General features: G+C 64.8%; 19 protein-coding genes. 4 read left to right on the forward strand and 15 right to left on the reverse strand.

The annotated features are described in order from the left end of the window. Positions 1 to 3: 3 nt before the first annotated feature. The gene (gene cydB / locus BUB39_RS16560; RefSeq protein ID WP_210187088.1) at positions 4 to 1155 is read left to right on the forward strand and encodes a cytochrome d ubiquinol oxidase subunit II; all 1152 of its coding nucleotides are present in this window, start codon (positions 4 to 6) and stop codon (positions 1153 to 1155) included. An 18-nt stretch (positions 1156 to 1173) separates the two neighbouring features. Next, the gene (gene cydX, locus BUB39_RS16565) at positions 1174 to 1311 is read left to right on the forward strand and encodes a cytochrome bd-I oxidase subunit CydX (protein WP_073055410.1); all 138 of its coding nucleotides are present in this window, start codon (positions 1174 to 1176) and stop codon (positions 1309 to 1311) included. A gap of 99 nt (positions 1312 to 1410) precedes the next feature. Here cydX and BUB39_RS16570 read toward each other — a convergent pair whose 3' ends face one another. From BUB39_RS16570 to rpsB, 15 genes are all read right to left on the reverse strand, one after another. Further along, positions 1411 to 2430, reverse strand: a complete 1020-nt coding sequence (locus BUB39_RS16570; RefSeq protein ID WP_073055413.1) for a CorA family divalent cation transporter — start codon at positions 2428 to 2430, stop codon at positions 1411 to 1413. Between the two features lie 141 nt (positions 2431 to 2571). Continuing rightward, entirely contained in the window at positions 2572 to 3756 is a 1185-nt protein-coding gene (gene lpxB, locus BUB39_RS16575) for a lipid-A-disaccharide synthase (protein WP_073055415.1), read from the reverse strand. Then, on the reverse strand, positions 3753 to 4625 hold the full coding sequence (locus BUB39_RS16580; RefSeq protein WP_073055417.1) for an LpxI family protein: 873 nt from the start codon (positions 4623 to 4625) through the stop codon (positions 3753 to 3755). Before BUB39_RS16580 ends, lpxB begins: the two co-directional genes overlap by 4 nt. A gap of 10 nt (positions 4626 to 4635) precedes the next feature. Further along, positions 4636 to 5448: an acyl-ACP--UDP-N-acetylglucosamine O-acyltransferase gene (gene lpxA / locus BUB39_RS16585; protein ID WP_073055419.1), complete on the reverse strand. Its 813-nt coding sequence runs from the start codon at positions 5446 to 5448 to the stop codon at positions 4636 to 4638. 9 nt (positions 5449 to 5457) lie between these two features. Next, a complete protein-coding gene (gene fabZ / locus BUB39_RS16590) occupies positions 5458 to 5913 on the reverse strand; it encodes a 3-hydroxyacyl-ACP dehydratase FabZ (RefSeq protein WP_073055421.1) in 456 nt (151 codons plus the stop codon). After that, positions 5913 to 6980 carry a UDP-3-O-(3-hydroxymyristoyl)glucosamine N-acyltransferase gene (gene lpxD / locus BUB39_RS16595; protein ID WP_073055423.1) on the reverse strand — a complete coding sequence of 356 codons (1068 nt, stop codon included), beginning with the start codon at positions 6978 to 6980 and terminating at the stop codon, positions 5913 to 5915. The genes fabZ and lpxD overlap by 1 nt, the downstream gene beginning before the upstream one ends. A gap of 83 nt (positions 6981 to 7063) precedes the next feature. Further along, positions 7064 to 9409 carry an outer membrane protein assembly factor BamA gene (gene bamA, locus BUB39_RS16600; RefSeq protein ID WP_073055425.1) on the reverse strand — a complete coding sequence of 782 codons (2346 nt, stop codon included), beginning with the start codon at positions 9407 to 9409 and terminating at the stop codon, positions 7064 to 7066. Between the two features lie 204 nt (positions 9410 to 9613). Beyond that, positions 9614 to 10759, reverse strand: coding sequence for an RIP metalloprotease RseP (rseP, locus tag BUB39_RS16605; protein WP_073055428.1), 1146 nt, complete (start codon positions 10757 to 10759; stop codon positions 9614 to 9616). A 36-nt stretch (positions 10760 to 10795) separates the two neighbouring features. Next, positions 10796 to 12025, reverse strand: coding sequence for a 1-deoxy-D-xylulose-5-phosphate reductoisomerase (dxr, locus tag BUB39_RS16610; protein WP_073055430.1), 1230 nt, complete (start codon positions 12023 to 12025; stop codon positions 10796 to 10798). Next, positions 12022 to 12882: a phosphatidate cytidylyltransferase gene (locus tag BUB39_RS16615; protein ID WP_073055432.1), complete on the reverse strand. Its 861-nt coding sequence runs from the start codon at positions 12880 to 12882 to the stop codon at positions 12022 to 12024. The genes dxr and BUB39_RS16615 overlap by 4 nt, the downstream gene beginning before the upstream one ends. Then, the gene (locus BUB39_RS16620; RefSeq protein WP_073055434.1) at positions 12879 to 13664 is read right to left on the reverse strand and encodes an isoprenyl transferase; all 786 of its coding nucleotides are present in this window, start codon (positions 13662 to 13664) and stop codon (positions 12879 to 12881) included. The genes BUB39_RS16615 and BUB39_RS16620 overlap by 4 nt, the downstream gene beginning before the upstream one ends. A 17-nt stretch (positions 13665 to 13681) precedes the next feature. Beyond that, complete coding sequence (frr, locus tag BUB39_RS16625) at positions 13682 to 14227, reverse strand: ribosome recycling factor (protein ID WP_073055436.1); 546 nt, start codon at positions 14225 to 14227, stop codon at positions 13682 to 13684. A 49-nt stretch (positions 14228 to 14276) separates the two neighbouring features. Beyond that, positions 14277 to 14999, reverse strand: a complete 723-nt coding sequence (gene pyrH / locus BUB39_RS16630; protein ID WP_073055684.1) for a UMP kinase — start codon at positions 14997 to 14999, stop codon at positions 14277 to 14279. A gap of 108 nt (positions 15000 to 15107) precedes the next feature. Further along, complete coding sequence (gene tsf / locus BUB39_RS16635; RefSeq protein WP_073055438.1) at positions 15108 to 16034, reverse strand: translation elongation factor Ts; 927 nt, start codon at positions 16032 to 16034, stop codon at positions 15108 to 15110. Between the two features lie 105 nt (positions 16035 to 16139). Then, a complete protein-coding gene (gene rpsB, locus BUB39_RS16640; protein WP_073055441.1) occupies positions 16140 to 16925 on the reverse strand; it encodes a 30S ribosomal protein S2 in 786 nt (261 codons plus the stop codon). A 280-nt stretch (positions 16926 to 17205) separates the two neighbouring features. Between rpsB and BUB39_RS16645 the strand changes: the two genes are divergently transcribed. Continuing rightward, entirely contained in the window at positions 17206 to 18429 is a 1224-nt protein-coding gene (locus tag BUB39_RS16645) for an acyltransferase family protein (RefSeq protein WP_073055443.1), read from the forward strand. Positions 18430 to 18858: 429 nt separating this feature from the next. Then, positions 18859 to 19419: a hypothetical protein gene (locus BUB39_RS16650; RefSeq protein ID WP_073055445.1), complete on the forward strand. Its 561-nt coding sequence runs from the start codon at positions 18859 to 18861 to the stop codon at positions 19417 to 19419. Positions 19420 to 19488 lie beyond the last annotated feature (69 nt).

Below are 19488 nucleotides of genomic sequence, written 5' to 3' on the forward strand. Positions count from 1 at the left end.
ACGATGATTCCCTTCGTTCCTCTCGATTACGAGACGCTGCGGCTCATCTGGTGGCTGCTGCTTGGCGTGCTGCTGATCGGCTTCGCCATCATGGACGGCTTCGACCTCGGCGTCGGCGCCCTGCTGCCCTTCGTCGCCCGCAATGACGATGAGCGACGCATCGTGATCAACAGCATCGGCCCGGTCTGGGAAGGCAACCAGGTCTGGCTGATCCTCGGCGGCGGCGCCATCTTCGCCGCATGGCCGACGCTCTATGCCATATCCTTCTCGGGCTTCTATCTCGCCATGATGGTGATCCTCATCGCCATCATCCTGCGCCCGGTCGGCTTCAAATACCGCAGCAAGCTCGCCGATCCGCGTTGGCGGGAGACGTGGGATTGGGCGCTGTTCGTCGGCGGCTTCATTCCAGCGCTGATCTTCGGTGTCGCGGTCGGCAATGTCCTGCGCGGCGTTCCCTTCCGCTTCGACGACTCGCTGCGCCCGTTCTATGAGGGCGGCTTCTTTGGCCTCTTGATGCCGTTCGCATTGCTGGCCGGGCTTGTCAGCCTGTCCATGCTGGTTGCTCACGGCGCCTCGATGGTGATGCTGAAGACCAGCGGCGCCATCTTCGAACGGGCCCGCATCTATGGCAGCTATGCGGCGCTCGCGACCATCGTCCTGTTTGCGCTCGGCGGCGTCTGGGTAGCGCTCGGGCTCGAGGGCTATGTCGTTACCAGCCTGCAGGACGTCGCCGGGCCTTCCAATCCGCTCGCCAAGACGGTGGTGCGGCAGTCCGGCGCCTGGATCGCCAACTACGGCGCTCATCCCTGGATGATCATCGCCCCGATGCTCGGCTTCCTCGGCAGCGCCATTGCCCTCCTCGCTTATGCGCGCCGGCTTGCGGGCCTCGCCTTCATCGGCACGGCGGCGGCGATCACCGGCATCATCTCCACTGCCGGCTTGTCGCTGTTCCCCTTCCTGCTTCCGTCCTCGCTCGATCCGAACGCCAGCCTCACCGTCTGGGACGCCTCGTCCTCGCATCTGACGCTGTGGATCATGCTGTTGGCGACCCTGATCTTCCTGCCGATCGTCCTCGTCTATACCGGCTTCGTCTACCGCGTGATGCGCGGCAAGGTGACGACGGAAGGCCTCGGCCGAAACCCCAACGCCTACTGAAAGTGGAGCAACGGCACCATGTGGTACTTCTCCTGGATCCTCGGCATCAGCCTCGCCTGCGCTTTCGCGATCTTGAATGCGATGTGGTACGAGATGCGCGATGACACCCGCGCCGGCCGCCAGCCGGCCCGCGCGCCCGCGCCGAAGCGTCGCTGACGGACACCTTCCGGCGGCCCGCCGCTCGCCGGGAGGTCGACTGGCCCGCCGCATTCTTCGCGGCGGGCTTTTTCATGCCCGTCGACAGAACAAGCCTGCCTATTCGAAGAAGCCGAGCCGGCGCAGCAGATAAAGCACGAAGGCCGATGCGCCCCCGGCGATCGCCACCGCCACCATGGTGCCGTGACCGCCCTGCTCGAGCCAGAGGTCGCTGGTGTTCATGCCGAAAATGCCGGTGACCAGCGTCGCCGGCATCAGCATCGCGGTCAGGATCGACAGCACATAGAGATGGCGATTGGTGTTATTGGCAATCTTCGCTGCGATCTCGTCCTGCAGGAAGCGCGCCCGATCCTGGATTTCCAGCACCTCCTGATCGAGCGCCTCGATGCGACGAAACAGCCGCTCCGCTGCGGCTCGCGAGCCGGCCTGGATCTCGTTGTCCTCGTGCTCCTCGGCGAAATGCCTCAAAATACCGCGAAAGCCGGCGAGTTGCCGCCGGAGGCGGACCGCCGTCCGCCGAAGCGGGGCGAGCCGCCGCGCCTCATCATGCAACCGGTCGTCCAGAACGCGGTCCTCGATCGAATCGGCTGTCAGTCGAAGATCGCGCAGGGTTTCCGAGATGGCGCGCAGGACCTGCGCGATCATCAGCTCGAAGAGCGCCACAGGCCCGCCGACGAGATGGCCGGCATCGATGCGGCCGCGCATCAGAGCAGCGGAACGCACCGGATGACGACGCCCGGAAATCAGGAACCCGTCCCCAAGCACAAAGCGCATCGGCGCCGCGCGCAACGTGTCGTCATCGGGATCCTGGATCGTGTCGATGAATACGCCCCAGACCGCCGCCTCGTCGCATTCGAGCAGCGCCGTCTCATCGGTCGCCAGAAGCACGGCCCGCGCCGCCGCAGGCAAGCCCGACGTCTTGTCGATCCAGTCGCGCACCAGCCGGTCCACCAGATCGAGATGCAGCCAGAGAAAGCCGTCATTCGGGTCGAATAGCTCGAATGGCTCGTCGACAGGCCGCGCATGCGCCCGACCGGTCGGGTCGAAGCGATAGAGCCAGATCACGCCGGTGGGTGGACGTCCGGACGGGGGCGGTTGGTTGGGGTTCGGCACGGTCATGGCGGCATTGTTTGAAAGGCAGGCGCGGGACACGGAAAAACGTGATCCGGCCAGCTTCGCTGGCACAAAAGCACAAAACCGGCGAACAATTCATGACGGGCGATGGCGATGGGCGCGGCGCCGTTCGGCCGCCGCGGAAACCTAGGGAACCCGCGTCTTTTCGGCGATCGCGGCGAGCACGGTATCGGCCGCCACATGTTCCGCCGGAACCCCATGCGTGCTCATCAGCGCATCGAGGCGGGCGAAGCGGGCAAGTTGGTCGGCCCGCGCTGGGCCGTCGGCGAGCAGCGGCAGCAGCGCTTCAGCGAGCGGACCCGGCGCGCAATCCTCCTGCAGGAGTTCCGGCACCGCCACCTCACCGAGGATGATGTTCGGCAGGATCACGGTCGGGGTCGTCAGTACCCGGCGGGCGATGAAGGCCTCCCAGGCGGGAACGCGATAGGCCCCGACGGTCGGCACGCCGGCGAGCGCCAGTTCAAGTGTCACCGTCCCCGACGCCGCCAGCGCCCCGCGCGCCGTGCGGAAGGCGGCCTGCTTGGCTTCTTCGCCGACGACGATGCGCGGCCTCACGGGCCAGTCCGCCGTTGCGGCATGCAGCGCCTCTTCAAGGCGCGGCAATGTCGGAAGCACCACCTCCACGTCCTGACCGGCGGCCACCAGACGGCCGAGCGCTTTGCCGAAAATCGGCGACAGAGCCGCGACCTCGCGCCTGCGACTACCCGGCAAGACCAGCAGCCGAGGCGGCTGGCTGTCACGGCGCAGGATCTCATCGGGGCCTGGACGAAGGCGCCCCAGCTCACCCAGCAAGGGATGGCCGACATAGGTCGTCGGCGGCCCACCGAGCCGCGCCATTACCGCCGGCTCGAACGGGAAGAGCGCAAGCACATGATCGATGACGCCGCGCATCGCCCGCGCCCTGCCCGGTCGCCAAGCCCAGACCGTCGGCGCAACATATTTGACGATCGGCAGGAACGGCAGGCGCCGCCGCACGCGCGCCGCGACGCGATGAGTGAAGTCGGGCGCATCGACAAGCAAGAGGACATCCGGCGGATCGGCGAGGATTGCTCCGACAGTCTCGCGCATCCGGCCAAGCAGCTTTGGCAGCTTGCCGACCACTTCCCCGATGCCGATGGCCGTCAGGTCATCCATCGGGAAGAGGCTCTGCAGTCCGGCCGCCGTCATCCGAGAGCCACCGACGCCTCGAAAGGCGGCACCACCCGGCGCCCGCTCCGCAAGCGCGCCCATCAACGGGCCGCCCAGCGCATCGCCCGATTCCTCGCCTGCAAGGATGAACACACGAAGCGGCCGCGCCGTCGGCAGAATCATGAGTCCAGCCCGACGATGAAGAGACCTATTTCGTCGGCGAGGCGGATCATCTCGGCGGCATCCACAGCCATGACGCCGCCCGCCTCGACGGCGACGCCGGCAAGGCCAGCCGCGGCAGCACCTTCGATTGTCTTGAGACCGACCGAAGGCAGATCGAGCCGCCTGTCCTGGCCAGGTTTCGGCGCCTTGACGAGAACGCCCGTGCGCGCCGGCAAGCGGACGCGGCCGATCGCGCGCAGATGGCCGCAGCGTTCGAGCATCAGATCGGTTCCCTCCGCCGCCTCGACCGCCTGCACGTGGCGCTCCGCCACAACGACGCCCTGCCCCACATCGAACGGACCGAGTGTCCGCACCAGATCAAGACCGATCCGTGCGTCCTCGGCATCCGAAGGGCGCATCGCGACACGGCCGAGCTGGCCGGCAGGCAGCAAGAGATCCGGCGCAATCTCGTGGGCGCCAACAAGTTGAAAGCCCTGCTCCTCGAAGAAGCCGCCAACGCGCGAAAGCAGGTGATCATCGCCGCCGCGCAGCGCCGCAACGAAGCGCGGCAGCACGCGCAGCATCGTCCAGTCGGGCCGGAGGCTCAGCAGGCGCGGCCGGAAGACATAGCCCAGCATGACGACCTGCCGGCAGCCATAGCGGCGGAGCGTCGCAATCGCCGCGCCGACGGCGCCAAGGCTCAGCCATTCGGCCGGCAGCCCGGAGCGCGTTACGGCATCGGGATCGGCATAGCCCCGCAGCGGCAACAGCACGACCTTTCGACCGTCGCGGACGGCCGATTCGGCGACGGCAAAGGGAAAGGCGCCGCCGCCGCATATGATGCCGAGCGGCGCGGCTGCAAGATCGGATCCCGACGCGGCCGACGTCACGGCCCGCGCCTCAGCTTTCGTCGTCGTGATGCTCGGAAGCGCTGCGCGGAACGGTAATGCGTCGCTTGCCGCGCTGCCGGATGAACTCGACGATATGCATGACGTTTTCATCGGCCGCATAACGCTCTGCGACCGTCTCGACGCGGTCGACGAAATAGCCGGGGCCGAAGAACAGGTCGCGATAGGCGGCGCGCAGGCTCTGGATCTGCGGCCGCGAGAACCCGCGTCGCTTCATGCCGATGATGTTGAGTCCGCCCAGCCCTTCAGCGCCCTCGCGGATCGCGCCGAACGGGATGATGTCGCGCCAGACGGGGCAAAGCCCGCCGACGATCGCATGATCGCCGATGCGCACGAACTGATGCAGGGCGCAAAGACCGCCCATGAAGACATTGTTGCCAATGGTGACGTGGCCACCCATCGTCGCGCAATTGGCGAGGATGACGTCGTTGCCGAGGGTGCAGTCATGCGCGACATGAACGCCGGTCATCAGGAAGCAGCGATCGCCGATCTTCGTCTCGCGCGCGCCGACCGAACCGAAGTTGATCGTCACATTCTCGCGGATGACGCAGTCGGCACCGATCGAGATCGTGCCCGGCTCGCCATTGTAATGCACCGATTGCGGCGTACCGCCGATCGAGGCGAAGGGGCTGACGACGGTTTTCGCGCCGATCGTGGTATGGGCTGAAACCGAGACATGGTTGCGAAGCTCGACGCCGTCGCCGAGGACGACATCACGTCCGACAAAGGCGAATGCACCGATGCTCACATCGGCGCCAAGCTTGGCGCCGTCTTCGATCACCGCCGAGGGATGGATGGTGGACATGGAACTCCGTTACTGCCCCACCAGCATTGCGCTGATGTCGGCTTCGGCGACCTTGACGCCCGCGACCTTGGCTTCACTCTGGAAACGCCAGAGATTGCCGCGGTTCCTGATCTTCTTGACGTGGTATTCGAGCACGTCGCCCGGCTCCACGGGCTTGCGGAACTTGCAGTTGTCGATGGTCAGGAAATAGACGAGTTGCGGCTTGCCCGCGCGGGCTGCGAGACAGATCGCGCCGGCGGTCTGGGCCATGCCCTCGATGATCAATACGCCTGGCATCACCGGCTTGCCGGGGAAATGGCCCTGGAAATGCGGCTCGTTGATCGTCACGTTCTTGATGCCGATCGCGCTGTTATCGCCGTCGATCTCAATGATCCGGTCGACAAGCAGGAAGGGATAGCGATGCGGCAGGAGTTCAAGGATCCGCGCAATATCGGCGCTGCCGAGGCTCTTCGTTTCCTCGCTCATCAACCCTCTCTCCCCTCGTCATCCTTGGAAGGCGCGACGGCGCGCTGAGCGAGACGCCGGAGCGCGAGTTCTTCGCGGTACCATTCCTTTATCGGACGGGCCGGTGCGCCGCCATAGCGGCCGCCGGCGGCGAGATCGTCCTTGACGCTCGCCGTCGCCGCGACCTGGGCGCCCGTTCCGATCACGACATGGCCGTTGACGCCGGCCTGCCCGCCAATGACGACGAAGTCGCCGAGCGTCGCGCTGCCGGAGATGCCGACCTGCGCAACGATCACGCAATGGCGGCCGATCTGAACATTGTGGCCGATCTGCACCTGGTTATCGATCTTAGTGCCCTCGCCGATGATCGTGTCGCGATTGGCACCGCGGTCGATCGTCGTGCTTGCACCGATCTCGACATCGTCCTGGATGACCACGCGGCCGATCTGCGGCACCTTGGCGTGGCCCTTGCCGCTCATCAGATAGCCGAAACCATCCTGCCCGATCCGGACGCCCGGATGCAGGATGACGCGGTTGCCTAGAAGCGCGTGGATGACCGTCGTGCCGGCACCAATGTGGCTGTCGCGCCCGATCCGGACGCCAGGGCCGATCACCGCGCCCGGCCCGATCACGCTGCCGCGACCGATTTCCACGCCCGCGCCAACGACGGCGCCAGGCTCGACCGTGACGTCGGCTTCGAGCCGCGCATCCGGATGAACATGGGCCCCCGGCGAAATCCCGGGCGCGAACAGTGCCTGAGGCCGGAGCGCCTCCGGGAACATGAGCCGCAGCACCGCCACATAGGCATCATGCGGGCGCGGGCTTTCGAGCGAGACGACGCCGGAGGGCACAGCGCCGACATGCTTCGGTCCGACGAAACAGGCCGCGGCGCGGGTTTCGGCGAGCAGCGGCAGATAGCGGGGACTATCGATGAAAGTGAGGTCGGACTGAGTCGCGAGATCGAGCGGTGCGACGCCCGATATGCGCCTCTCGCCATCCGCGCCCTCGGCGAGCCGGGCGCCGGTCAGCGCCGCAATCTCGGCAAGAGTCGGCTCTGAGGCCGGCACAAAGAAAACAGGATCGGCCATGACGGCGGGAGTCCGGGAACGGTTTTCAAAACGCGAAGGACCGCCGGTGAGCCCGGCGGTCCCTGTCGTTTCTATAGGCGATCTCAGAACTGGGTGCCAGCGCTGAAGCGGAACACCTGCGTCTGGTCGAACGAGGCCTTGGTGAGCGCCTGGCCGAAATCGCCACGCAGCGGACCGAACGGCGAGTTCCAGATGATCGACACGCCGACGGACGAACGGATCTGCGAGGAGTCCTCGATATCGAGACCCTCGAGCCCATCGTAGCCGAACAGCGTACCGGCATCGGCGAACACCGCGCCGCGCAGGCCGAACTCCTCGGGAAGGACCGGCAGCGGGAATTGCACCTCGAGCGTGGCGTTATAGTAGTTCGTGCCACCGATCGCGTAGGTGTCTTCGAGGCCGACATAGCGCGCACCGTAGCCATACGATGCGAAGCCACGGATCGTCTCGCCGCCGCGGTAGAAGTTGTCCAGAACCTGGACAGGCTCATCGCCGAGGCTGGTGATGTTACCGGCGCCCGCCTTGATCAAGCCGACGATATCGGAGTCGGGCATGATCTCCTTGTAGTAGCGCGCATCGATCGTCGACCGGACGAACTTGCCGTCGCCGCCGACACCGGCGAAGTCCTGGGCGAAGCGAACGAACGCGCCGCTGCGGGGCTCCTGGTAGTTGTCGATCGTCGAATAGGTAAGCGTGTAGCCGACCGAAGAGTTGATCCAGGCGCCCTGCGGGTAGAGTTCGGCGAAGGCCGGCCAGTCGAGGATATAATTCGAGCCCCACGACACGACGTTGCGCTGGTAGAGCTTGTAGTTGAACTGGACGTCGAAGTCGTCGGTGATCGGCAGACCCAGACGGATCGTGCCACCAGCCGTGTTCTGGTTGTACGGCCGATAGTCCGTTTCCTCGGCCTGATTGTAGAGCAGGTCAAAGCCGAGCGACATGCGGCGCCCGAGGAAGAACGGCTCGGTGAAGGCAAGGTTGAACGTGCGATCCGAAGCGCCGCCGCCAACCGAGACCTTCAGATACTGGCCGCGACCGAGGAAGTTCTTCTCGGTCAGAGCGACGGTGGCGATGAAGCCGCCGCCATTGTCGGTCGTGTAGCCACCGCCGACCGAGAACGAACCGGTCGACTGGTCTTCGACATTCACGACGATGATCACGCGGTCTGGCGAGCTGCCCGGCTGGGTCGCCACATTGACCGACTTGAAGTAGCCAAGCGCCTTCAGCCGACGCTCGGCCTGATCGACCAGCACGCGGTTATAGGCATCGCCTTCCGAGAGCTCGAACTCGCGACGGATGACATAGTCACGGGTACGCGTGTTGCCGCGGATGTCGAGGCGTTCGACATAGAGGCGCGGACCCTCGTCGACGAGATAGGTCAGGTTGATGGTGTGGTTTTCGTAGTTGCGATCACCACGCGGGCGGACCTGGGCGAAGGAGCGGCCCTGCTCGAGCAGCGCGACGCTTATCGCCTCGGTCGACTTCTCCACCAGGGTCGAATTGAACACCGCACCCGGCTTCGTCTTCACATACTTCATCAGCGCCGGGCCGTTGATGTCGGGCACCGAGCTGTCAACGGCGACGGCGCCGAAACGGTAGCGTGCGCCTTCGTCGACCGTGATCGTGATCGTGTAGCGGTTCTTGGCGTCGTCGAACTGGGCGTCCGTGCTGACGATGCGGAAATCGGCAAAGCCGTTCCGCATGTAAAAGCGACGGATCAGCTCGGCATCGGACTGAAGCTTGGCATCGTCGAACTGGTCGCGCTTGGAGAACCAGGACGTGATGTTCGTCTTCTTGATCGTCATCACATTGCGAAGGCGACCGGAGGAGAACGTCGTGTTGCCGACGAAGTTGATCGCCGAGATGCCGGTGCGGGTGCCTTCATTGATCTTGAAGGTGACATCCGTGCGGCCATTCTCGCGCGGCTGCGTCGTCACCTCGACCGAGGCTTCAGCGCGGCCGTTGCGCTTGTAGAGCTCCTTCAGCCGCTCGACGTCGCTCTGCAGCTTGGCATCGTTGAGGACGCCGCGCGGCTTCGTCTCGACCACCGAGGTCAGCATGTCGTCCTTGAGCTTCTTGTTGCCCTCGAACCGCACATTCCCGACGATATTGTTTTCGCTGACCGACACCACCAGCTGATTGCCGCGGCGGTTGATCTTGACGTCGGAGAACAACCCGGTCGCATAAAGCGCCTTGACGGAGGCGTTGATATCCTCCGCCGAGAAGTTTTTGCCAGGCTGGATGGTGACGTAGTTTCGAACGGTCTCGGAATCGATGCGGGAACTACCCTGCACAACGATGCTGTTGACGACCTCGGCACGGGCCTCGGTGGCACCGATCAGCGAGACATGCGCGAACAGCACCAGGGCCGCAATCGCCAAAAACGCGGCGCGGGCTGCCCCCCGGGTGAAAGTCCTGAACAAATACATGGGGTTCAAACGCCCTTTTCGATTCCGACTTTCCAGCCTTCTGCCGGGCCTGAAAGCCCTGCAAGACTGAACCACTCTCAAAGTTTGTGGCAGGCTTTGACCCCAATCGCAAGCCGAGGGCCAGAGTGCCACAGGAGAATTTAACCGTCCGTTGCCGTGCTGCCACGCCCTTCGTGGCGGCGCACAACCAGCTTCGGACATTCGTTATAGCGACGTCAGATGAACGATATCATTCCATGTCGTGAAGAGCATGAGCATGACGACGGCCGCAAGGCCGATGCGGAAGCCGATGTCCTGGGCCCGCGGGCTGAGCGGACGCCCGCGGATGGCCTCGATGGCGTAGAAGAGCAGATGGCCGCCGTCGAGCATGGGCACCGGGAACAGATTGAGCAGGCCGATGCTGACCGAGAGGACCGCCGCCAGATTGACGAGGGCGGCGAAGCCGAGGGTGGCTACCTGGCCCGAGACCTGTGCCACCCGGATCGGGCCGCCCAATTCGTCCGTCGATTCGCGTCCCGCAAAGAGCCCGCCGATATAGGCGAAGGTTCGATCGACGACGAACCATGTCTCCTGCGCTCCCATGACGAGCGCCTGCGGGAAGCTGAATCGCTCGACCGTCACATTGCCGCCGGAAGCGTCGCGCGAGAGACCGAGCTGGCCGATGCGATGGACATTGCCGAACCGGTCGGTGACCTCGCGCCGCTGCGGCGTCGCCGACAAGGTCAGCGCCTGGCCGCCCCGCTCGATCACCACCGCCAGCGGCAGGTCGGCGCTGGTGGAAACAATGCGCTGCAGATCGTTGAACGTGTCGATCTTCGATCCATCGATCGAGAGAATCAGGTCGCCCGGCATGAAGCCGGCCTTCTCGGCGACGGATCCCGGCACGACCTGGTCGACGCGTGCGGTCGTTACCTCGCGGCCGTAAAGCGTGAAGATCGTGGCGAAGATGACGATCGAAAGCAGGAAATTCGCGAACGGACCGGCCGCAACGATCGCGGCGCGCTGCCAGACCGACTTCCCGAAAAAGGTGTCGCGCCGCTCATCCTCCGTGAGGCTGTCGAGCGCCGCATGATCGGGCGTCGAAGCGACGTCTTCGTCGCCAAGGAATTTGACATAGCCGCCGAGCGGGATCGCCGAGATCTTCCAGCGCGTGCCGCGCTTGTCGTTGAAGCCGATGAGTTCCGGGCCGAAGCCGATCGAGAACGCCTTGACCTTGACGCCGCACCAGCGCGCGACGAGGAAATGCCCGAGCTCGTGGAAGAAGACGACCGTGGTGAGGACAAAGAGGAACGGGATCAGATAGCCGAGCGTCCCGGTTCCGAAATGACCGATCTGGCCAAGAGCTTCCATGCGAAGACAACCCTCTCCTCTTGCGCGAACCGCGCTTCAAACTGCCTCGAGCCGCCGCCGGGCATCGATGACGCCGCGCGCGAGACGCCGTCCCTCGGCATCAATCGCCAGCGCAGCCCCAACCGACTGGATCGACACCGACCCCGAGGCCGCCGCCATATGATCCAGAGTTTCGGCCACTGTCGCGGCGATGTCGAGAAAACCGATCTCGCCTGCCAGAAAAGCTTCGACAGCTACCTCATTGGCAGCATTCAAGACATTGGTCGCCCGATTGCCGCCCGACAAGGCCTGGCGGGCCAGGCTCAGCGCTGGAAAGCGCTCCAAATCTGGCTTTTCAAAGGTGAGGCTGCCGACCGACACCAGATCGAACGGCTTGGTCGTCGCCGGATAGCGCTTCGGCCAGCCGAGGCAATGGCCGATCGGGATGCGCATGTCGGCGGCACCCAGCTGCGCCAGGATCGAGCCATCGGCGTAGCTGATCCAGCCATGAACCACCGATTGCGGGTGGACGACGACATGGAGGCGCTCGGATAGCAGCCCGAACAAGAAGTGCGCCTCGATGATTTCGAGGCCCTTGTTCATCATCGTCGCCGAATCGATCGAGATCTTCCGGCCCATCGACCAACGCGGATGGTTGAGCGCCTCGGCGATGGTCGCGCGCCGCATGGCATCGATCGGCGCCTGGCGGAACGGTCCGCCTGAGGCCGTCAGCGTAATGCTCTCGACGGCCGGCATATTCTCGGCCTCAAGCGCCTGGAAGATGGCGTTGTGTTCCGAATCGACCGGAAGGATATGGACGCCCGCAGCCTCCGCCCGCGACAGGAAAAAAGCACCTGCGCAGACGAGGCATTCCTTGTTGGCGAGCGCGATATCGGCACCGGCGTCAATTGCCGCGATCGTCGGGGCGAGGCCGGCGGCGCCGACGATCGCAGCGACGACGAGTTCGACCGGGCGGGATGCTGCCTCGATCACCGCCGCCTCTCCGGCGGCGGCCTCGATACCGGTTCCGGCGAGGGCCGCCTTCAGCGTCTCATAGCCATTTGGATCCGCGATGACGGCGATGCGAGCCTTCAGGCGGATCGCGGTCTCGGCGAGTTCGCGCGCGCGGGTTCCCGCCGTCACCGCCTCGACGATGAAGGCGTCCGGCCGGCCAAGAATGACGTCTGCCGTGCTGGCGCCGACCGAACCTGTCGCGCCGAGAATCGAAATCCGGCGGGGCTTGCCTGCGGGAGCGGGCGTGCGGCCGAGGGAGACGGGTGTTTTCACCAGATGAGAACTCCGGCGGCAATCTGATCGGCTCCGGAATGCAGCCATCCCACGGCAAGCGCAAGAGCGCCGGCAAAGACGAGGCCGTCGACCCGGTCCATCATGCCACCATGGCCCGGGATGATGCCGCTGGAGTCCTTCTTGTTGAAATGCCGCTTCACGGCAGACTCGAAGAGATCGCCAGCCTGGCTGGCCAGCGAGAGGAAGACCAGCAGCACGGCAAGGCCGATCGTCACCGCCACGCCGGAAAGGGCCGCAGCCACCAAAGCCGCCGCCACGCCGCCGACCAGCCCGCCGATCGACCCCGACCACGTCTTCTTCGGCGACACGCGCGGCCAGAGCTTCGGGCCGCCAATCGAGCGGCCGGCGAAAAAGGCGAAGCTGTCGGTGCCCCAGACGAGGACCAGCAAGACCAGCAGCGCCTGGAAGCCGTGCGCCGGGTCGGCCCGGAGCGCCGCGATGGGAATGCCGAGCATGGCGGCATAGACGACGCCCGCGACCAGCCACGCGGAGCGTCCAAGCGCGGCGACGCCGAGCACGCCGGCAGCGGCGACTGCCACCGCGGCGATGACGCCGCTCGAACCGGCGACGAGACTGGCGAGGCCGACGAACACCGCACCGAGCACGACGGCCGGGCGCCGCGGCAGCAGGCTTTCGGAGCGATCGACCACATAAGCCCATTCGGCGAACACGATCATCGCACCGGCCGCGGCAAGACCATAAGTCGGCCATGAGCCGAACCAGGCGCACACGAGCGCCAGCGGAACCAACACGGCCGACGATAACAGGCGCACGCCAAGATCGGCGTTGCGGCCCGTTGGAGCGGATGCGGGCGCCGGATGCCTATCCTCGGTCAAGTGCTTCTCCGCGCAGCGATGCCGCCGAAGCGGCGTGCGCGGTTCGAATATTCCTTGACGGCCTCGAGATAAGCAGCGCGATCGAAATCGGGCCAGAAGAGCGGCATGAAAACCAACTCGGCATAGGCGGCCTGCCAGAGCAGGAAATTGGAGAGCCGCATTTCGCCGCTGGTCCGGATGACAAGATCAGGATCCGGCATCGAAGCGGTATCGAGATGAGCGGCGATCATCGCCTCGTCGACGGCGTCAGGGGCGACGCGGCCCACGGCGACGTCCTCGGCGATGGCGCGGACGGCGCGGGCGATCTCGTCGCGAGCCCCGTAGTTGAAGGCGATCACCAGCGTCAGGCCGCGATTATGGCAGGTCAGCGTCTCCGCCTGATCGAGCAGCGCCCGAATATCGGCCGCAAGGCGCACCCGGTTGCCAATGACACGGACCCGGACGTCGTTGCGGTGAAGGTCGGCCAGATCGCGCTGGATGAAGAGGCGAAGCAGGCCGAACAGGAACTGGATCTCAAGCGGTGGCCGCGCCCAGTTTTCGGAAGAGAAGGAAAACAGCGTCAGATAGGAGACGCCAAGCTCACGCGAGGTCTCGACCGCGGTCCTGACGGATTCCATGCCGCGGCGATGACCCTCGGTGCGCGTGAGACCCCTGCCCTGCGCCCAGCGGCCATTGCCGTCCATGATGATGGCGACGTGGCGGGGGATGCGAAGCCCCCCCGCATCTCCTTCCGCCGGTGTCGCCAGGATCTCGGCGCCCGCATCATTGGCTTTCGAGTTCATGGCAGCGCCGGAGCCTGTCAGATCTGCAGAATTTCTGCTTCCTTCGCCGCAAGCACCGCATCGATCTCGGCGATCGTGTCGTCGGTCAGCTTCTGGATCTTCTCCGTCAGCCGCCGGCTCTCATCTTCGCCAAGGCCGTCGGCCTCGCTCTTCTTCAAGCCATCCATGCCGTCGCGGCGGACGTGGCGAACCGCCACGCGCGCGCCTTCGGCATATTTATGCGCCGCTTTAACGAATTCCTTGCGCCGGTCGTTGTTCAGCTCGGGAATCGGAATGCGGAACACCGCACCCTCGACGATCGGATTAAGGCCGAGGCTCGATTCGCGGATCGCCTTCTCGACAGCCGGCGCCGTGCCGCGATCCCAGACCTGGACCGTGATGAGACGCGGCTCCGGGACGTTGATCGTGGCGAGCTGGTTGATCGGCATGATCGAACCATAGACGTTGACCGTGATCGGATCGAGCATGCTCGAAGACGCGCGGCCAGTGCGGAGGCCGGAAAGGTCGGCCTTGAAAGCGTTGATAGCGCCTTGCATGCGCCGGCTCAAATCATCGAGATTCATCTCGTCCTCTTATCGTCTTGGCGACGGCGAACTCTGCGCGAGGTCCTACCTATTCGTCGGCAATGATCGTCGCGCGGCCCTGGCCGTGCAGAACTTCAACAAAGGCGTTCGGAGCCTGGATCGAGAACACGATTAGCGGAATATGGTTGTCGCGGGCAAGCGCCACGGCAGCGGCATCCATCACCTGAAGTCCACGTGCCAGAACTTCGGCATGGGTGATGCGGTCGAAACGGACGGCATCGGGATGCTTCTTCGGATCGGCGGAATAGACGCCGTCGACATTCGTGCCCTTGAAGAGGGCGTCGCAGCCCATCTCGGCGGCCCGAAGCGCGGCGCCTGAATCGGTCGTGAAGAACGGGTTTCCGGTGCCGCCGGCGAACAGCACGACCCGGCCGCGCTTCAGCGCGCGCTCGGCCCGCTGCTGCGAGAAGGTCTCGCAGATCGTCGGCATCGGCACGGCGGAGAAGATGCGCGAGGAAATCCCGCGGCGCTCGAGCGCTTCATGCATCCCGATGGCATTCATCACGGTCGCAAGCATGCCCATATGGTCGCCGGCGACCCGGTTGCCCCCGGCCTTGGCGATTGTCATGCCGCGGAAGATGTTGCCGCCGCCAACCACCAGCGCCACTTCGACGCCCGACTCGACCGCCTGGCCTACTTCGCCTGCGATCCGATCAACGACTTTCTCGTCGATGCCGAAGGGCTGTGCGCCCAACAACGCCTCACCCGAGACCTTGAGGAGCACGCGTCGAAACCGGGCGGGTGCCGCCATACCGTTGTCCTCGCTGTCGTGAATGGGCAAGTTCCGATACACGAAGGGCGCCGGATTGTCATCCGGCGCCCCTTGCATTTCAGTCGGGAAGCACTTGTTTCCCAGAACTTATTTCGTTCCGGCAACCGCCGCGACTTCAGCGGCGAAGTCGCTCTCTTCCTTCTCGATACCCTCGCCAAGGCGATAGGCAACGAATTCGGTGAGCTTGATCGGCGCGCCGACATCGGCTTCGGCCGCCTTCAGAGCCTTCTCGACCGTCAGGTCGGGATTGATCACGAAGGCCTGCAGCAGCAGGACGACTTCCTCGTAGAACTTGCGCACGCGGCCCTCGACCATCTTCTCGATGATCGCCTCGGGCTTGCCGGATTCACGCGCCTGCTCGGCATAGACGGCACGCTCGCGCGCGACGACAGCCTGATCCAACGCATCGGTGTTGACCGAAAGCGGGTTCGCGGCGGCGATGTGCATCGCGATCTGGCGGCCAAGCGCGAGGAGCTTGTCCTTGTCGCCGGTCGACTCGAGGCCAACCAGGACACCGATCTTGCCGAGCCCAGGAGCGGTCGCGGCATGGACGTAGGTCGCGACGACGCCGTCGGACACTGCAACGCTGGACGAGCGACGGAGGCTCATATTCTCGCCGATCGTCGCCACGGCCTCGGTGATCGTCTGCTCGACGGTCTTGTCCGAATTCGGGAACGTCGCCGCAGAAACAGCCGCGGCCGAACCATCCGTCTCGAGCGCCGCCTTGGCAACGTTGAGGACGAGCTGCTGGAACTCGGCGTTGCGGGCGACGAAGTCAGTCTCGGAATTGACCTCGACCAGCACGGCACGGTTGCCCGACGCCGCGACGCCGACCAGGCCCTCGGCAGCCACGCGGCCGGCCTTCTTGGCCGCCTTGGCGAGACCCTTGGTCCGCAGCCAGTCGATCGCCGCCTCGACGTCGCCCGACGTCTCGGTCAGCGCCGTCTTGCAGTCCATCATGCCCGCGCCGGTCTTTTCGCGCAGGTCCTTCACCATCGAAGCGGAAATAGCCATCGTCTGCCTCGTTCCTTGTTTTTCTAACGAACAGCCGGGCAAAGGGAGCCCGGCTGCGTCGTGTCACCATTCATGAGCTGCCGCCCGCGCGGGCGGCGCAAGCGATCAGGCTGCGGCGGTCGCCTCGGCCTCTTCGACGACTTCCGGAAGAGCCTCTTCGTAGACCTCTTCCTGAGCGCCGAGATCAAGACCCGACTGGCCGGCGGCACGCGAGATGCCGTCCAGCGCCGCACGGGCGATCAGGTCGCCATAGAGCGTCAGCGCGCGGCCGGCGTCGTCATTGCCGGGGATCGGATAGTTGATGCCGTCCGGATCCGAATTGGAATCGATGATTGCCGCGACAGGAATATGAAGGCGGCGCGCTTCCTGGATCGCGAGCGCTTCCTTGTTGGTGTCGATCACGAACAGGAGGTCGGGAATGCCGCCCATGTCCTTGATGCCGCCAAGGGCGTTCTCAAGCTTGTCGCGCTCGCGCGACAGCGTCAGAAGCTCCTTCTTGGTCAGGCCCTGCACGTCCGAGGACAGCAGCTCGTCGAGGTGACGCAGGCGCTGGATCGAATGCGAGATCGTCTTCCAGTTGGTCAGCATGCCGCCGAGCCAGCGGGAATTGACATAATACTGGGCGCAGCGCTTGGCAGCGGCCGCGACCGGATCCGACGCCTGGCGCTTCGTGCCGACGAACAGCACGCGACCGCCACCGGCGACCGTATCGCTCACCGCCTGCAGGGCACGGTGCAACATCGGCACCGTCTGCGCGAGATCGATGATGTGGATGTTGTTGCGCACGCCATAGAGATACGGCGCCATCTTCGGGTTCCAGCGATGCTTCTGGTGGCCGAAATGGATGCCGGCCTCGAGCAGCTGGCGCATCGAGAAATCAGGAATAGCCATTTATTTCAGTGTCCTTCACCGGTTCAACCTCCGTGGGGAAAGCCGAACGGTGTTCGGCACCGGTGGGTCCCGACAAACGCAAAAGCGCCGCCGGAGCCCGAGCCCCACGTGTGGAATGCGCGCCTTATAGGCGGGAAAGGCGAGAAGAGCAAGCTTGACGTCAAAGGGCGCGCTTCGCATCGTGGTTCAAGAAAATCCGCCGGTCGCCTCCGCTGCAGCCGTCTGATCTAGCCGCAGGGGAGACTTCCAAGATGCCGGATCGCGGCCGGGACAACACCGGATGACCAACCTGCCGCGTCAGGATGGTCAAGACGAGACGCACGGCACGAGGATCGACGCGCTGACGTCGCTGCGATTCTTCGCGGCGCTGGCGATTGTGCTCCATCACCTTCGCGACTACGGCTTCGCGCCCCGCTTGCTCGGTGGGCTGCCGCTCGACAACGGGGTCTCGTTCTTCTTCATCCTATCGGGCTTCGTTATCTTCCTGGTCTACGGCGCGATGAAAAGCCCTGAAGCTCGGAAGGCCTATCTGGTCGCGCGCATCGCGCGGATCTATCCGCTGCATCTCGCGACGTTCGTGCTGCTCTTTGTCCTTCTGAATGGGGATCCCGGTCGGTTCGGCACCGGCGAGAGCAGTTGGCTGGCGGGGATTCTCAACGTCCTGCTGTTGCAGGCCTGGGTCCCCATCGGCACCGTGTTCTTCGGGTTCAACAGCCTCAGCTGGACGATCTCCGTCGAGATGTTCTTCTACGTGGCGTTCATCGGCCTCGTCGTCGACTTCCCGCGCCGATGGCCTTATGCGCTCGCCGGAAGCGCCGCGCTGGTGCTGGCATTGATCGTTCTCTCCGACAGCCTTCATCTCGCCAACTATGACGATCCGATGCACCGGGTTAACGCGGCGGGGCTGCTCTATATCAATCCGCTCACGCGGCTTTTCGAGTTCGTTCTCGGGATGTGCGTCGCCCTCGCCTGGATGACTGTGCGGCGACGGCGGATCAATAAGGGGCTGGCGACCCTGGCCGAGATCGGGGCGGTATTTCTGTTTGCCGGCAACGCCCTGCTGGTCTTCCCGATCAGCGCGTGGTTCGCGGCCAGCATCAGCGTATCCTCCAGCGTCTGGATCTCGCATGGCGGGGCGATCTGCCTGTCGACTGCCCTCCTCATCTTCGTGATCGCCTTCCAAGCGGGCTTTCTCAGCGCGCTGCTGCGACTTCCGGTCCTCGTTTTCCTCGGCGAGATCTCCTTCTCCATCTATATGGTCCATCAGATCCTGCTCCGGTCCTATGCCACCCATGCCGACTGGTTTGCCGGCCTCGCGCCCCCAGTGATGCTCGCACTCTATGGCGCGGTCCTTCTCGTCACCGCGACATTGCTCTGGCGTATCGTCGAACTGCCAGCGCGCAGCTTCTTGCGCGGGGCCTATGCGCGAAGAACCGGCCGCAGCGCCGGGCGCGGCGTGGCGGAGACGGGAAAAGCCTCGCCGGTCGCTTCGCCCGGCGACTAGCGTCCCTTCCGAAGCAAGCGGCCATCCTGCCGCCACTGCGGCTTCGCACGCCAGTCGTGTTCGGAAGTCGTCACTTCGTTGATCGGGAAGGCCGCATCGGCCCGCGCGAGCCACATCTCCCACGGCGCTACTAGGTGGCGTGTCGATGCGCGCCCAACGAGTTCAGGAACATCAGAGGTTGAGAACCCGATTCCGGTAACGCGGCTAGATCGTTGTTCCAGCGCTCTTTTCGTCGTCTGGGATGAGGCGCCGATTTAGCCCCGAGGCGGCCGAGTGTAAGCACGCCGAACGGACGTCTGCGCTTTCGGGATGCAGGTCGAGCGCGGCTCAAGGCCCGTCACGCGAATGCGCGACGCCGCAATCTCCTGGTGCGAACGAAGCGCCACGCCTTTAGAACAGCGTGGCAGCAACAAGGAGCGGCGGCAGCCCATGGACACCTTTCGCTGGATGTCGACCGTGTTCTCGCTGATCCTTGGGCTCGGCGTCGCGCGCATTCTTTTGGCAAGCATTGCGCTCTTTCGGGCGCGTGGGCTCGTGCGTATCGACTGGCTGCCCTGCGTCTGGGCCGCGATCATCTTCCTGCAGCAGATCACGTTCTGGTGGAGCATCGAGGAGCTGGCGACCACGATCCCGCGGTGGACCTTTCCCAATTTCCTGCTTCTCGTCAGCCTGGTCCTGACCTTGTTCCTCGCCGCAGCCTCCATCCTGCCGAGCGAGGGCTTCAGCTCCGGCAGCCTCAGGGACTTCTTCGAGCGCGACGGGCGCTGGGGTCTCGTAGCGCTCGCCGCGTTCAACGCAATCGCCATCGCGCTCAACGCCCTGTTCTGGCGGATCGACATCCTGTCGGGGGCAGAACTGCTCAATCTCGGCCTCGTCGTACTGCCGCTCGTCGCGTTCGCCGGGCGCCGCAAGATTCAAATCTCCGCAACGCTGCTCTATGTGCCGCTTGGACTGTTTGGCGTCATGCAACTGGTGCCCATGAGCTATTGAGGCGCCGGAAGATCGGCGCCTCATGGCTGAAGGGTCCCTCCCGGCCTGACGCGTCGATCGCCTGATCAA

The organism is Kaistia soli DSM 19436, from assembly GCF_900129325.1.
In the GTDB taxonomy this organism is placed as follows: Bacteria; Pseudomonadota; Alphaproteobacteria; order Rhizobiales; family Kaistiaceae; genus Kaistia; species Kaistia soli.